Annotated in this window: 11 protein-coding genes, 1 pseudogene and 1 riboswitch; of the genes and pseudogenes, 10 read left to right on the top strand and 2 right to left on the bottom strand. The window is 46.6% G+C overall.

The window, feature by feature from the left end:
- From ptsP to metW, 3 genes are all read left to right on the top strand, one after another.
- On the top strand, window positions 1-1,223 hold a 1,223-nt coding region (gene ptsP, locus J5I83_RS13340), incomplete at its 5' end, for a phosphoenolpyruvate--protein phosphotransferase (protein WP_304056954.1).
- Window positions 1,224-1,346: 123 nt separating this feature from the next.
- Window positions 1,347-2,474 (top strand): homoserine O-acetyltransferase, encoded by a 1,128-nt coding sequence (locus tag J5I83_RS13335; protein ID WP_304056952.1) that lies wholly within the window; start codon window positions 1,347-1,349, stop codon window positions 2,472-2,474.
- 18 nt (window positions 2,475-2,492) lie between these two features.
- Window positions 2,493-3,104, top strand: coding sequence for a methionine biosynthesis protein MetW (metW, locus tag J5I83_RS13330; protein WP_304056949.1), 612 nt, complete (start codon window positions 2,493-2,495; stop codon window positions 3,102-3,104).
- 3 nt (window positions 3,105-3,107) lie between these two features.
- Here metW and J5I83_RS13325 read toward each other — a convergent pair whose 3' ends face one another.
- Together J5I83_RS13325 and J5I83_RS13320 are read right to left on the bottom strand one after the other, a co-directional pair.
- The gene (locus tag J5I83_RS13325; protein ID WP_304056946.1) at window positions 3,108-4,508 is read right to left on the bottom strand and encodes an MFS transporter; all 1,401 of its coding nucleotides are present in this window, start codon (window positions 4,506-4,508) and stop codon (window positions 3,108-3,110) included.
- On the bottom strand, window positions 4,505-5,278 hold the full coding sequence (locus tag J5I83_RS13320; protein WP_304056944.1) for an exodeoxyribonuclease III: 774 nt from the start codon (window positions 5,276-5,278) through the stop codon (window positions 4,505-4,507). The genes J5I83_RS13325 and J5I83_RS13320 overlap by 4 nt, the downstream gene beginning before the upstream one ends.
- A 20-nt stretch (window positions 5,279-5,298) precedes the next feature.
- Here J5I83_RS13320 and pyrE point away from each other — a divergent pair, with 20 nt between their 5' ends.
- The 7 genes and pseudogenes from pyrE (at window position 5,299) to J5I83_RS13285 (ending at window position 15,741) form a co-directional block, all read left to right on the top strand.
- Window positions 5,299-5,940, top strand: a complete 642-nt coding sequence (pyrE, locus tag J5I83_RS13315; protein ID WP_304056942.1) for an orotate phosphoribosyltransferase — start codon at window positions 5,299-5,301, stop codon at window positions 5,938-5,940.
- A 286-nt stretch (window positions 5,941-6,226) separates the two neighbouring features.
- Window positions 6,227-6,334: riboswitch (guanidine-I (ykkC/yxkD leader) on the top strand.
- Between the two features lie 407 nt (window positions 6,335-6,741).
- Window positions 6,742-8,133: an APC family permease gene (locus J5I83_RS13310; RefSeq protein ID WP_304056939.1), complete on the top strand. Its 1,392-nt coding sequence runs from the start codon at window positions 6,742-6,744 to the stop codon at window positions 8,131-8,133.
- A complete protein-coding gene (locus J5I83_RS13305; protein ID WP_304056937.1) occupies window positions 8,130-8,861 on the top strand; it encodes an urea amidolyase associated protein UAAP1 in 732 nt (243 codons plus the stop codon). The genes J5I83_RS13310 and J5I83_RS13305 overlap by 4 nt, the downstream gene beginning before the upstream one ends.
- The gene (locus J5I83_RS13300; protein ID WP_304056936.1) at window positions 8,858-9,529 is read left to right on the top strand and encodes an urea amidolyase associated protein UAAP2; all 672 of its coding nucleotides are present in this window, start codon (window positions 8,858-8,860) and stop codon (window positions 9,527-9,529) included. The genes J5I83_RS13305 and J5I83_RS13300 overlap by 4 nt, the downstream gene beginning before the upstream one ends.
- A 26-nt stretch (window positions 9,530-9,555) precedes the next feature.
- Window positions 9,556-13,194, top strand: coding sequence for an urea carboxylase (gene uca / locus J5I83_RS13295; RefSeq protein ID WP_304056933.1), 3,639 nt, complete (start codon window positions 9,556-9,558; stop codon window positions 13,192-13,194).
- A 2-nt stretch (window positions 13,195-13,196) separates the two neighbouring features.
- Window positions 13,197-14,500 (top strand): annotated as a pseudogene (locus tag J5I83_RS13290) (amidase family protein).
- Between the two features lie 374 nt (window positions 14,501-14,874).
- Window positions 14,875-15,741: a YicC/YloC family endoribonuclease gene (locus tag J5I83_RS13285; protein WP_304056931.1), complete on the top strand. Its 867-nt coding sequence runs from the start codon at window positions 14,875-14,877 to the stop codon at window positions 15,739-15,741.
- Window positions 15,742-16,155: the final 414 nt, after the last annotated feature.

Below are 16,155 nucleotides of genomic sequence, written 5' to 3'. Positions count from 1 at the left end.
TAAGCCCGGCAGATGTCATGCAATATAAACAACATCAATTTGCTGCTTTTCTTACTGATTTGGGTGGGGTAACTTCTCACACTGCAATCATAGCGCGCAGTCTGAATATTCCTTCAATTGTAGCAATGCAGCATGCGCGCCAGCTTATTTACAATAATGATAATTTAATTGTAGATGGTGGCCAAGGTATTGTCATTGTCAATCCCGACAAATATGTGTTAACTGAATATCGGTTGAGACAGAATCAGTTGGATCTAGAAAAACGTAAGCTCAAACGCCTCAGATCTATTCCCACGACAACGCTTGATGGTACTTTGATTGAATTACATGCCAATATTGAGCTACCTCAAGATATTGAACAGGTCAGAGAAAGTGGTGCAACAGGTATTGGTTTATTTCGCAGCGAATTTCTTTTTCTCAATCGGGATGACTTACCCAGCGAGAATGAACAGTTTGAAGCTTATTCTATTGTCGCACAAAGTATGCGTGGCTTACCTGTTACAATTCGCACCTTCGATCTAGGTGCTGACAAGAATCTTAAAAATAGCTATCGGTCTACAATTAATCCTGCTCTGGGGTTACGTGCAATTAGGTTAAGCTTAGTAGAACAAGTCATGTTTCTAACACAGCTGCGGGCCATATTGAGAGCTTCTGCACATGGCCAGATTCGCATTCTAATCCCGATGCTCTCAAGTGATTACGAAATTAATCAGACTTTACATCTTATTGATCACGCCAAAAAAAGCCTGCAAGATGAAAAGAAACCTTTCGATGAAAATATTAAGATCGGTGGAATGATCGAAATTCCAGCTGCAGCGTTATGCCTCGAAATGTTTATGCGCAAACTTGATTTTCTATCCATAGGTACGAACGATTTGATCCAATATACGCTTGCCATAGATCGAGCTGATGACACTGTTGCTCATCTTTATGATCCATTACATCCATCAATACTTTGGTTGTTAGCACGAGTTATTTATACCGCTAGCCGCGCTAATATGCCTGTTTCAATTTGTGGCGAGATAGCGGGCGATATCCAATACACTCGCTTATTGTTAGGACTAGGATTACAACAATTCTCCATGTATCCAGCACAAATTCTGACTGTTAAGCATGAAATTCTAAAAAGCCATTTACCAAGTATCATGCCATTAATCCAAAAAATCCTTAGGACTGATGAATCAGAGAAAATTCATGCATTATTAGCAAAATTAAATAATTAACCTGATTAATTATCGCGACGCTACGAATGCAGAGGCCCCATCCTTATTTTTGGCGATATAATGCCAGTTTAATAGAAACATTTGATAACCATTCTTAGAATTTTCTAAAATCTTCACATAGTCATGCATGATTCAGACTCCATTGGCATCGTAACGCCACAACGGATACACTTCGATACACCACTTAGTTTGGAAAGTGGTGCCGTATTGGATAGTTATGAACAAGTCTATGAAACTTATGGTGAATTGAATGCAGCCAGATCCAACGCTGTGTTAGTTTGCCACGCACTCTCGGGGAATCATCATGTTGCGGGCGTTTATGCCGACAACCCCAAGAATATAGGTTGGTGGAACAATATGATTGGTCCCGATAAGCCTATCGATACACGCAAATTTTTTGTGGTTGGAGTAAACAATATTGGCGGCTGCCATGGCTCTACTGGTCCTGCAAGTATCAATAAAAAAATGGGCAAGCATTATGGAGCCGATTTCCCTGTGGTCACCACAATAGATTGGGCTAAAACGTATGTGAGGTTAGCAGATAAACTCGGTATTGATCAGTTCGCAGCTGTAGTAGGAGGAAGCCTTGGCGGCATGTCTGCCATGCAGTTAGCGCTTGATGCACCTGAAAGGGTTAGGCATGCAGTCGTTATTGCAGCTGCAGCAAAATTAACAGCACAAAATATTGCTTTTAATGACGTTGCGCGCCAAGCAATCATTACCGATCCTGATTTTCATGGTGGTGATTTTTATTCGCATGGCACCATACCGCGTAGAGGTTTACGCCTTGCTCGCATGCTGGGGCATATCACATATTTATCCAATGACTCCATGGCCGAAAAATTTGGCCGTGAATTACGCACAGATTCACTGAGTTTCAACTTCGATGTGGAATTCCAGATCGAATCCTATCTACGCTATCAAGGTGATAAATTTGCAGATCAGTTTGATGCCAACACATATCTGCTCATGACAAAAGCTTTGGATTATTTCGATCCAGCACGAGATTATGATGATGATTTAAGTGCTGCTTTCCATTGCGCCAAGGCGAATTTCCTGGTGCTCTCATTCAGTTCTGATTGGCGTTTTTCTCCCGAGCGTTCACGTAGCATCGTCAAAGCGTTACTGGATAACAAGCTCAATGTAAGTTATGCAGAGATACCCTCCAGGCATGGTCATGATTCTTTTCTCATGAAAGATGAGCATTACCATCAATTGGTGCGGGCTTATATGAACAAAATCAGCACATAATCTTTCAGTAGCGCTTCAATGACTAAACTATCCTCTTCTCTTACTTTGTTAAGGCCTGATTTCGCAATTATCGCCTCTTGGATTAAGCCCGGCTCAAAAGTTCTTGATCTTGGTTGTGGTGATGGCACGTTGCTTCAGTATTTGCAAGATACGCTTGGTGTTCATGGCTATGGTGTGGAAATTGATGATGCCAATATCCTGGCATGCCTCAATAATGGCATCAATGTTATCCAAAGCGATCTGGAATCGGGTTTATCTGGCTTTGAATCAGATTCGTTTGATTACGTTATCTTGTCACAAACACTGCAAGCGATGAGACGCACTGAAGATATCATTCAGGAAATGTTGCGTGTGGGCAGAGAAGGTATTATCTCCTTTCCGAATTTTGGTCATTGGAAAAATAGACTGCAAGTTCTGTTGGGTCATATGCCTGTCTCACAAACATTACCGTATGAATGGTTTGATACACCCAATATCCATTTATGCACGCTAAATGATTTTGAGAAGTTTTGTCATCAGCGTGGCGTACACGTGCTGGAACGCCGGGTCATGAACGGCACTCGGCAAATTACCTTTTCATCCAATTTTTTTGGAATGCTGGCATTTTACCGTTTTACCCGCAGAAAGTAGCTTCTAGGAACAGCGCCCCAAATCTTCCTGGTGGTTTGATATGCTAAATTCGATTCGCCCCACCATCCACACTAAAACAAGTACAGGTACTCCGAGTAGCGCAGTGCCGCTAAAAAATAGTGCGTATCCATAAGCATCCACAAATTGTCCACTAAAGCCGGCGATAAATTTTGGAAGCAATAGCATGACTGAGCTGAAAAGTGCATATTGCGTTGCTGAATAAGCAGAGTTGGTTAGCCCCGAAAGATAAGCAATAAAAGCAGCTGAAGCGATACCCGCAGAAAGATTATCTGCCGAAATCGTAAAAATTAATCCAACAATATCGTGCCCTCTCATTGAGAGCCAAACAAACAACAAATTAGTCGCAGCGGATAGCAGCGCGCCCAAAAACAAAGTTTTGATTACACCGCTACGAGCGATCAATATTCCCCCAACCGCTGCACCCAAGATTGTCATGATCACACCGTATACCTTAGAAACTGTCGCTACTTCATCTTTGGTATACCCCATATCAACATAGAAGGGATTGCTCATCACGCCCATCACGACATCCGAAATGCGATAAACGGCAATCAGTGTCAATATCAGGATGGCGTGATAGCCATGTCGCACGATAAAATTCTGGAAAGGTGCAATCATGGCACCATATAACCAGATCAATAATCGCGCAAGACGCACATCCAAATTCCAGCGCGCAATCGACCGACTAGCCTGCCTTTCATTTTCCGCTGCAAGGTGATTGATGGGAACATCAGGTTCTCGAATAATAAACGTCGTGATAATACCAACTGCCATACTGGCAGCCATAATCAGATAGGCGACTCGCCATGATTGGTAATCATAATCTGTTGAAGAAGCATCTAATAATGCCGCAATCCACAGCACACCTGCAGAAGACAATATCATCGCCAGGCGATAGCCTGCTTGATAAGTCGCTGCCATTGCACCTTGCATCCTTAACTCAACCGCTTCAATCCGATAGGCATCGAGCGCAATATCCTGGGTAGCTGAAGCAAACGCTACTGCCAAGGCAAAAAAAACCATATGCGACAGATTCACGAGCGGATCAGTGTCAGCCATACCCACCAAAGCGACTGTTATCATGATTTGCGAAAGCAGCAGCCAGGCGCGGCGCCGACCAAGCAACCGTGTCAATAGCGGTAAAGGCAAGCGGTCAACTAACGGTGACCACATCCATTTAAAACCATAAGCCAGACCGATCCAGCTTAAATGCCCGATGGTGGCGCGATCGATACCTGCTTCTCTCAACCAAAATGAGAGAGTGCCCAGTATCAGCAATAGCGGCAATCCGGCTGAAAAACCCAACGCCAGCATTCCAATGACCCTAGGGTGAGCATAGATACGGCAAGTACTCAGCCAGCTAGCAATAGTGGTATTGTTCATAAACCATGATCATAGTCGATAATCAAGGGAGCATGATCTGAAAAACGCTCTTGCTTATAAATGGATACACTAGTTGCTTTGTCAGCGATCGAAGGAGTGGCAATCTGATAATCGATACGCCACCCTACATTTTTTGCCCATGCCTGTCCACGATTGGACCACCATGTGTACTGCTCCGGCGAAGAATCAATTTTCCGGAACACATCGATAAGCTTCAACTCATCAAAAACTGCTGTTAGCCAGGCACGTTCTTCTGGTAAAAAGCCAGAATTCTTTTGGTTGCTGCGCCAATTCTTTAAATCAATTTCCTTATGAGCAATATTCCAGTCTCCGCACAAAATAATCTCTCTGCCACTCTGCGCCAACATTTTTAAAATAGGAAAAAATTGCTCCATAAAGAAGAATTTGATCGCTTGCCGATGTTCACCACTCGATCCTGAAGGAAGGTAAATCGATATGATGCTCAGATCACCAAAATCTACCCGCAAATACCGCCCTTCTGCATCGATCTCAGGAATTCCGACCCCTTCAATAATGTTGTCAGGTACGTAACGAGAATACAGCCCTACTCCACTGTAACCCTTCTTATCTGCATAATGAAAATAACCGTAATAACCATTCGGCGTTTGCATTTCATGAGTCAAATCATTAGCTTGTGCTTTTAATTCCTGCACACACACAATGTCGGCTTGTTGCTTAGGCATCCACTGAAAAAATCCTTTATTAGCTGCGGAGCGTATCCCATTCAAATTAAGCGTTATAATTTTCATTTTTATGAGTAATCAGAACCATGTTAGATTTCAAACGAGCTTTCATTGAACTTGCTATCGAATGCAATGTACTCCGCTTTGGTGAATTTAAAACTAAAGCGGGACGATTGTCGCCCTATTTTTTTAATGCTGGATTATTTAATGATGGCAATTCATTGCATAGGCTCGGGCAATTTTACGCGAAAGCTATCCTGGCTGCCCAACTTCCATTTAATATGTTGTTTGGTCCGGCATACAAAGGCATTCCGCTCGTCAGCGCTATTGCCATTGCACTGGCTGAAAGCGGGCATAATCACGCATTTTGCTTTAATCGTAAGGAAATCAAGGACCACGGTGAAGGTGGCAATATCGTCGGTGCACCACTGACAGGTCGAGTGCTGATTGTTGATGATGTCATCACCGCCGGCACATCGGTACAGGAATCAGTTACGCTTATCCGTGCCGCTGCTGCCACGCCTTGCGGTGTTGTGGTGGCACTGGACCGCATGGAACGCGGTCGCCATCAAATATCCGCCATTCAGGAAGTTGAGCAGACACACGGTATTCCAGTTATCAGCATTATCAATCTAGATAATATTATGGACTATCTGGCGACTAGAAACGATATGGCGCAATATCTGCAAGCTATTGAATACTACCGGACGCAATATGGTGTTGGCTAACCCGCGTCCTCTTTTATTTTCAGAATAACCAATCAACATATCTGGTTTTAATTCATCAAATAATCATTTTTTCAGAAATTGATTCAACAGGTAACTTAATAAACACAAAATTAACCCTGCCACAAAGTAGCAGGGTGTAAGATGTAAAGGATAAATAAACTGCCATAAATAAAGACTTGCCCTTCTAAAAAAGATGTGCTAGCTTTATCGACAAAATCGTTTCTTAGTATTATTGAGATTAATTACTATTGAGAGGCGCTGAGTTGTATTAATTTATACAACTGATGTAATAGCAAACTAGGGTTCCGGCTTCCGATGTTGAGAAGTGTCTGGTCCAAGAGTTTCTGGCTTCGGTGATAACGAAGCTCCACGGAGGGATAAAAGCCCGGGAGATTGTGTGATGTGCTGACACATCACAACTCTCGGTATTTGACCCGATGACTTAAAGGAGACTTCGTTATGCATACACAAATCTTAGATTCATATCACTGCTGTTTTTTCAGCGATATCACTGGAAAAACGATAACGTTTTCCGCCTCCGGGTTATTCATACAAAATCGCGTTAATAGCCGGTCAGGAAGAGATACGCGACTTCTGACCGATAATATTCGGCTCCCGATCAATCAATTTTCCAGGCGCTATTCTAACGCCCATAAAACACCGACAGCAAAGATTAAGCTGCTCGATATCCTATCAGCTTCTCAGCTAATAACAAGTTTTGACTTGAGCTGAACAATCTTCATTACCTATACGAGGCATCAAATGTCAACTGCTCATAGTCCAAAAAGCTTTTCATCTGAAATGAAATCAGCCGATCCCGACATACTCAATCGTAGCATGGGTATCTGGAATAGTTTCACACTCGGCTTCGCCGTGGTTTCACCTGTCGTCGGGCTTTATGCCATTGTCGGTGTGCAGACCAATGTTACTGGCGGTGGCTGGTTCGCTGCACTCGTCATCTGCTTGATCATGCAATTACTGGTTGCCACCGTCTATGCCGAATTATCTTCCCAATTTCCTATTGCAGGAGGCGCTTACAAATGGGCGCGCCAACTCGGTGGAACTATTACAGGTCAGTACGCTGGTGCAATTTATGTCAGCTCAACTATCGCCATGCTCACTACCACCGCATACACAGGAGGAATCTGGCTCGCCATTCTATTTGATTCTTCAAGCCAGACCGGCATCATGATGGTATTCTGGGGCATGGTTTTTCTGCTGATTTGCATGCTGCTCAATCTTGCTCATGTGAATGTGTTCAAGTCGATCATTGCACTCGGAGTTTATGCCGAAATCATTGGATCATTCGGTATCGCCTTATTACTTTTTTTCTTCTTCAGAGAACACGCTTTCTCCGAATTATTCCAGCACCTCGGTAGTGGTACAGCGCCCGACAAACTCTCTGCTTTTCTAGCTGCACTCGCCATTGCCGGCTGGGCATTCATCGGATTTGACGCCTGTTCAACAACCTCAGAAGAAACCCATCAGCCCAAACGCATGGTGCCTCGCGCGATTTTTTTCTCGTTATGCGCGGTAGGTACCGTTGTCGTTTTCAATTCTGCCGCACTGACGTTATCGTTCGATCACGACACCCTGGCTAAAACCAGCGCTACATTTGATCCCATTACACCGTTGATTACGGCACATATTGGAGATTGGTTTGAAAAACCCTTCCTGGCAATCGTGGTCATCGCATTTCTCGCTTGTGGCGCATCCGTCGTCAAATATACTTCCCGCATCGTCTTCTCCATGGCGCGTGAAGGCAACATGCCGGCATCGCTCAGCCACACAACTGCCGCCAAAGTACCGCGCAATGCGATTCTGTGCACAGTATTTCTGGCAAGTATGGGGCTGTTGTTTGGACTCAATGATCAGGCTGTCGCGACCATCATCGCATTTGGTACTGGAGGACTCTATGCCATGTTTTCCATGACGACAGGCGTCGGCTTATACACGCGACTCACCGGTCGCTGGGATCCATCACTCGGTGAGCTGAGACTAGGGGTATGGGGTTTGATCATCAATATCGCCGCTTTTCTCTGGTCATTATTCGAACTCATCAATATCGCCTGGCCACGCACCTACTTGGCTTCACCCGATGCGCCATGGTGGCAACTTTCGGCAGTACCGCTGGTTCTGGGAGGCATCATAGGCGTGACGACATTAACTATTCTGATAAGGAGGAGCAAATGAATCAAGATAACGTATTTCTCTGGGAAGAACATATTCCAGGCGGATGTCACTGGTCGGGTATTCTGCGTCGTGGTCTGACCCTGCGATTAACCGATGTCACCGGCGGTGCCAATGCCGCAGTCTTGTTTTTCAACCAGGAAGAAAAACTGGAGCGTTACAATATGGCAGACACCTTGAAGGCGCAGCATACCTTCCGTTTGACCCAAGGGCATGCCTGTTACTCCGATATGGGGCGGATATTCTGCTGTATCACTGCCGACACGGCCGGATGGCATGATACTGCATGCGGTCTGAGTGACAGTAGGCTGATTCAGCAAAAATATGGGGTCGCTCGCTATCAGGAGCATCGCAATCAAATGTATCGCAGCGGCCTGGATGGTATGCTGATCGAACTCGGTAAATGGGGGCTGGGCATGCGTGATATCGTATCCAATATCAATTTCTTCAGCAAAGTATCTGCAAATGCTGCGGGTGAGCTCACATTTCATCATAATTACAGTAAAGCAGGTGGCTATGTCGATCTGAGTTTTGAAATGGATACGTTGGTCATACTCTCTGCAGCGCCTCATCCGCTCGATACCCGTACAACCTATCAACCTGGCGATGTTCACCTGGCAGCATTTACTACACCTGTTTCAACAGCTTCAGCATGCAGGCAAATCGCTGAAAATGTACGGGGCTTACACAATACTCATCGGCTCTATCATCCTTGTGGAGGTGCATTATGAATATGTTTCAACTGATAGAAAGCAAACTCAATCCTGATCTTGCCATCATCGATGAAATTTGCGCAGCGGGTGAGCCTTGGGTCAAGATCGTCAAGCGTGGGCAAATTTTCCGCATCGTTGATCTGGAAGGCAACCAAGCTGTCGATACGCTATTCTTCAATGCAAACCACGCATTGGAACGCTACAGCGTAACAGACACGATACGCGCTCAGAATAAACTGTATCTGACTACCGGCAGTAAACTTTGCTCCAATCTGGGTAATGCTATGCTCACGATCATTGCAGATACCTGTGGACGCCATGACACACTGGGCGGCGCCTGTGCAGCAGAAAGCAATACGGTACGCTACACGCTGGAAAAATATCCGATGCACAGTTGCCGGGATAGCTTCCTTCATGCGCTGGCGCACGAAGCTGCTTGTGAGCACCTGGGCATGAGTAAGCGTGACATACCGAGTAACATTAATTTCTTTATGAATGTTCCTGTCACTGAGGAAGGTAAGCTGGAGTTTGTAGACGGTATTTCCGCGCCCGGCAAGTATGTCGAAATGCGGGCTGAGATGGATGTGCTGGTATTAATCTCGAATTGTCCGCAACTGAATAACCCCTGTAACGCCTACAATCCAACACCGATCCGCTTGCTGGTCTGGGATGTGCAATCCAGCTAATGGTCCAACCCATAAAGGATTAAACGATGTTCAAAAAAGTGCTCATTGCCAATCGCGGTGCAATTGCCTGTCGTATTATCCGTACGCTACGCCGCATGAATATAACAAGCGTGGCAGTTTACACCGAAGCTGACGCTTTATCGCGGCACGTTACCGATGCAGACGAAGCTCACTGCATCGGCAGCGGACTCGCGTCTGAGAGCTATCTTCGCACAGACAAAATAATGGAAGTGGCTCAACAAACCGGTGCACAGGCCATCCATCCTGGCTACGGCTTTCTCAGTGAGAAAGCCGACTTTGCCGAGCAATGCGCTGCGCATGGAATTTGTTTTATCGGCCCCACGCCGCAGCAAATGCGTGCGTTTGGTCTGAAACATACTGCCCGGGCCTTGGCGCTGGAAAATCAAATACCACTTTTGCCTGGCAGCGGCTTGCTGGAAAATCTAGAGGCAGCCTGTCATCAAGCCAAGCATATTGGCTATCCCGTCATGTTGAAAAGTACTGCCGGCGGCGGTGGCATAGGCATGCGCCTGTGCTGGAATCAAGATGAATTAATCAGCGCTTACGAATCTGTCAAAACACTCGCGCAAAACAATTTTAAGGATGCCGGGTTATTTCTGGAAAAATATGTGGATCGTGCCCGCCATATCGAAGTACAGATTTTTGGTGATGGCAAAGGTCAGGTTATTGCCCTGGGTGAGCGAGACTGCTCCATGCAACGACGCAACCAGAAAGTTATCGAGGAAACACCTGCCCCCAATCTTGCCCCTGCTTTGCGTCAGGCATTGCTGGAAACGGCAGTACGCCTCGGCAAGGCAGTCAACTATCAATCTGCCGGTACCGTTGAATATATTTTCGATGCTGCCGACAATCAGTTCTATTTTCTCGAGGTCAATACCCGTCTGCAAGTCGAACATGGCGTAACCGAGCAAGTCACCGGTGTCGATCTGGTGGAATGGATGGTGCGGCAGGTGGCGGGTGATCTCCCTGCTCTGGATTCTTTTGTGATCAAACCGAGTGGTGCGTCCATTCAAGTAAGGGTTTACGCTGAAAATCCTGCCAAAGACTTCCAGCCTTCCAGCGGCACATTGACCGCTGTAGAATTTCCTGCAACCGCCCGTGTAGAAACCTGGATAGAACGAGGGATAGACGTATCGGCGTTTTATGATCCCATGCTGGCAAAAATCATCGTGCATGCGCCTGACCGGGAAAAAGCGATTGCCAATCTCCTTACGGCGCTGGATTATACAGCGCTGCATGGGATTGAAACCAACCTCGCTTATCTCAAACAGATTCTACAAAGCACCGCATTTCGTAGTGGGCAACCAAGCACCCAGTTTCTTAATGGTTTCCATTATCAAGCACACAGTATCGATGTGCTGAATGCGGGTGTTCAGACCATGATCCAGGATTATCCGGGGCGGATTGGTTACTGGAACGTGGGCGTTCCTCCTTCGGGACCGATGGATAATCTGGCTTTCCGCCTTGCCAACCGGCTAGTGAATAATGCGGAAGATAGCGCTGGGCTGGAAATCACGCTGGCAGGCCCGACGCTACGTTTCAATTGCGATAGCATCATTGCCATCTGTGGCGCTCCTATCGAGGTATCGCTGGACAGCGAGCCTTTGCTCCAGTGGCAATCCCATTCCATCAAAGTGGGTGCGCTATTGCAGTTTGGCAAAGTTAAACAAGCTGGTAGCCGCGTTTACCTGGCAGTGCACGGCGGCTTTCAGGTGCCTGATTACCTCGGCAGCAAAGCCACCTTTACGCTCGGCCAGTTCGGCGGGCATGCAGGCCGTGTGCTGCGTGCTGGGGATGTGTTGCATATTCACGCCACGCAGTCTTACCAGTCTCCCCTTATACAGCATCTACCACAGCATCTACCGCAGGAATGGATTCCTCATTATACGAATCACTGGGAAATCGGGGTATTGTATGGTCCGCATGGGGCACCTGATTTCTTTACTGAAGCGGACATTGAACATTTTTTTGCCGCTGAATGGAAAGTCCATCATAACTCCAGTCGTACCGGGGTACGTCTGATTGGCCCTAAACCGCAATGGGCGCGTGCTGATGGCGGCGAAGCCGGCTTACATCCCTCCAATATTCATGATAATGCCTATGCGATTGGCGCAATCGATTTTACCGGAGATATGCCAATCATCCTTGGCCCGGATGGTCCCAGTCTGGGTGGCTTTGTCTGCCCAGTCACCGTGGCCCATGCGGAGCTGTGGAAAATTGGCCAACTTAAACCGAGCGATAGTATCCGTTTCCGCGCAATATCGATGGAAAATGCGCTTGTGCTGGAACAGCACCAGAGCCTGCTTATCCAGCATCTTCATGCCGATGGAAGCATCCCGGCCTCTGCTCAATGTGGGAAGCTGGAGAGCCCCATTTTGCATCGCATTCCTGAAAGCAAAGAGCAGGTGCAAGTGACTTACCGTCAGTCTGGCGACAAATACCTGTTGATCGAGTATGGATCGCCAGTACTTGATCTTAATTTACGCTTCCGTGCTCATGCGTTGATGACATGGCTCCAGCAGCGTATCGACGACGGTGAACTTGCCGGTATCCTGGATCTGACACCCGGCATTCGCTCCCTGCAAATTCATTTTGATTCACGTCGATTGGCACGCGATGCGTTGCTGAACCTTCTGATTGCAAGTGAAAATGAACTGCCCGCGATCGATGATATGGAAGTGCCGTCTCGCATCGTCCATTTGCCTTTATCCTGGGATGACGCCGCTACGCGATTGGCCATCGAAAAATACATGCAATCAGTGCGCAGCGACGCCCCTTGGTGCCCGAGTAATATCGAATTTATTCGCCGTATTAATGGTTTGGAGAGCATCGAAGAAGTTCAGCGTATCGTCTTTGCAGCCAGTTATCTGGTCATGGGACTGGGCGATGTCTATTTAGGCGCACCAGTAGCGACTCCACTCGACCCCCGCCATCGCCTTGTCACCACCAAATACAACCCGGCACGTACCTGGACTCCTGAAAATGCAGTCGGTATCGGTGGCGCTTATCTATGCATATATGGCATGGAAGGTCCCGGCGGTTACCAATTTGTCGGTCGCACCGTACAAATGTGGAATCGCTATCGCCAGACAGCTGATTTCAAGGATGGCCAACCCTGGTTACTGCGTTTTTTTGATCAAATTCGCTTTTATCCTGTCAGTGAAAGTGAACTGCTCAAACTGCGCAAGGATTTCATCACAGGGCATTTTAAGCTGCGCACGGAAGAAACGGTTTTGAACCTGAGGCAATACCACGCTTTTCTGCAGCAACAGGCTGCCAGCATCAACGCATTCAAAGCAAGACAGCAAGCTGCATTTGAGGCTGAGCGGCAGCGATGGGAAGCTAATAACCTAGCCCAGTATGTCAGTGAAGACGTGCTAGAAGAAGCCGATGCACAGAGCGAACTCGATTTACCAGCAGGTGCGCAAGCCGTCAGTTCTCAAGTGACAGGTACAGTCTGGAAGCTGCTAGTCACGGAAGATGAACAAGTAAAAGCAGGAAAACCGCTGATCATGGTCGAATCCATGAAAATGGAATTCACGGTAGATTCACCTGTTCCCGGTACAGTCCGGAAAATTTTCTGCAAACAGGGAAGTTACGTATCTGCTGGGCAAGTGTTGCTCATCATTCAGGAAAAGGCATAATCATGGAAAAACTTTGCCCGCTTGGTAATATTTCTTCCCTGCTGCAATGTTATGCGAGCGGTGAACTATCACCTACCCGGATGGTAGAAACCATCCATGCTGAAATTCAGAATGACCCGGATCATGTCTGGATTTGCACACTTCCACTGGAGTTCCTGAAATACTATGCAAGCAAAGTGGAAGCAAAGGGTATGGCTGGACTCCCCCTCTATGGCATCCCTTTCGCCATCAAAGACAATATCGATCTTGCCAGCGTGCCGACTACAGCGGCTTGTCCAGCTTTTGCTTATACGCCTGCTCACAGCGCAACAGTCGTACGAAAACTGATGGATGCAGGCGCTATTCCTATCGGCAAAACCAATCTCGATCAGTTTGCCACCGGTCTGAATGGCACACGGTCTCCCTATGGTGCCTGTCGCAATGCATTCAACCCTGATTATATTTCTGGTGGTTCCAGCTCTGGCTCAGCGGTCGCCGTCGCCAAGGGGCAGGTATGCTTCAGTCTCGGCACCGATACTGCGGGCTCAGGCAGGGTTCCTGCCACTTTTAATAACCTGATCGGATATAAACCTACCAGAGGCTGGTTTTCCACGCATGGCGTGGTGCCAGCCTGTCGCTCCCTCGATACCGTATCGATTTTTGCGTTGACTGCTGCTGATGCAGCGCGCATTCTGGCAGTTTCTGCTGGCGATGATGCTGCAGATATCTATTCCAGACAAAGAGAAGAATATAACTTTGACTTTGGCACAACTGCTCATTTGGCATCACGCTGGCAACACCGGCCCACTACGATAAGCCGCTATTGCGCCTTGCACACCGTTTACAGCAGGTCTACTCACTTCCTTTAGGTGCGACTGCTATTGCGTTCCCCAAAAATCGCAGCTTCCCTGACTTATCTCATCCGAGTCAAGTACGTATCGCCGTCTGCGGAGCACATTTATCCGGCTTGCCATTGAACGGACAGCTAACCAGTCGCCAAGGCCGATTAGTTGCATGCACGACAACCTCGGCAGATTACAGACTTTACGCATTACCTGGCAATCCGCCGCAACGTCCCGGATTAATTCGAGTAAGCCATTATGAGCAAGGCGTTGCAATCGAAGTCGAAATCTGGGAATTACCCACACGCAAATTCGGTAGCTTTGTCGCCGGTATTCCTACACCCTTAGGCATCGGTACTCTTACCTTGGCTAATAGTGAAACGGTGCAAGGTTTTCTCTGTGAGCGCTATGCCATCGAAAATGCACTGGATATTAGTCATTGGGGTGGGTGGCGCAACTACCTCCGGCAGCAAGCTAATTCATAGTCACCAATCTTAATCATATAGAGCCATTAGAACTCGGTTTCCGGAGGAAGACATCAACGAAATCAATGCGTTGAATGTGTGACAGTAGAGCTGTCAGCCGCTCTACTTGCCACGATTGAAGGATAATGTAGTGTTTCAAATAACTATTGCCGCTGGTGCTGAAAGTCGAGATTCTTTCGATCTCGCACAAGGAAAAAGATCGCCACCTCGGCTTTAGTTATGGTAGACGTCCGTCACCGATCATGGACTCTTCACTGCTGCTAATCGAATCGAGCGCTGTGGCTGCTTATCTGGAAACTCAACTTGCTACCGAGCCATGGCTTTCAGTTAGCTAACCTACTATACTCAACTATTTATAAGGTAAGGAAAAACGCATGATAGCCAGCATGACAGGTTATGCCGTTATGTCCAGGGAAATACCGGAAGGCTCCCTGACACTAGAATTACGTTCAGTCAACAATCGTTATCTCGATATTCAGTTTCGTCTACCTGATGAATTCCGTTTACTAGAATCTGCCATGCGTGAGCTTTTGCATACCCAGCTAAAGCGCGGAAAGATCGATTGCCGTTTAACTTTCATACCTCATGCAAGAATAGATCTACCTCAACAGCTTAACGATCAATTATTGAATAAATTGCTGGAATTAAACAGCGCTGTTAAATCTGTCCTATTAGAGGCAAGGAGTCTAACGGTAGCGGATATTCTACGTTGGCCCGGTATACTGAAAGAAGACACCTTATCTGCTACGGCGTTACATGAGTCTTGTATGAAATTATTGCAAATGACGTTGAACGAGTTTGCTGCGACCCGTGTTCGTGAAGGAGAAAAGCTAAAAAATGCATTATTGGAACGCGTGCATCGATTACGTCAATTGGTGACAGAGCTGTCACCTCGTATCCCAATTTTACTGGCAAATTTCCAGGAAAAATTGATAGCACGCTTACAGGAAGCAAAAATTGACGCTAATGACGAGCGCATTCGGCAAGAATTAGTGCTGTTCGCAAGCAAGATTGATGTCGATGAAGAGCTATCGCGCTTGCAAACTCATCTGGATGAAGTCGAACATACGTTGCTTAAGGGGGGATATGCTGGCAAACGCCTTGATTTTTTGATGCAAGAACTTAATCGAGAAGCCAATACGCTCGGCTCCAAATCGGTAGATGTGAAAGTTTCGAAAATCTCCGTAGAGCTAAAAGTGCTGATTGAGCAAATGCGCGAGCAAGTACAGAATATTGAGTGATATCTCATCTTGACAGCTGTGTCATCATCACCAATCGTTAGCTTAATCATGCAGCTTTTTTTATTTCATGCTGTTGCTACTCGCCCATTGCAATTAGTGCCGAATAATTCCGCGTACCGTACCGACATAGCTTATCTATAAATCCCATTTTCAGCGTTGATATCTGCTCAGATCTGCTAACTCAAATGTATGCCAATATAATTCAATAAAATGATGCTAAATCAAATTACAACAGCAGAAATACCCCACTCTCTTATTCAAAAAACTGAAATCTTAATATGGTATCACTAGGTAGTGTCGTCACGAAATGTGGTTAAATTACAACTTTATTGTCACTCGTAGGTAGTTTCATGACGGAGAGCGCGCGGCGACACGATGTTTCAGATGCGGTTTGGGTGCTACTGGAGCCGCATT

Origin of the sequence: Nitrosomonas communis, assembly GCF_024102715.1 — a bacterium.
In the GTDB taxonomy this organism is placed as follows: domain Bacteria; phylum Pseudomonadota; class Gammaproteobacteria; order Burkholderiales; family Nitrosomonadaceae; genus Nitrosomonas; species Nitrosomonas communis_B.
The sequence above is the reverse complement of the archived record's forward strand: the minus strand, read 5'-3'. Positions and strand labels throughout refer to the sequence as shown.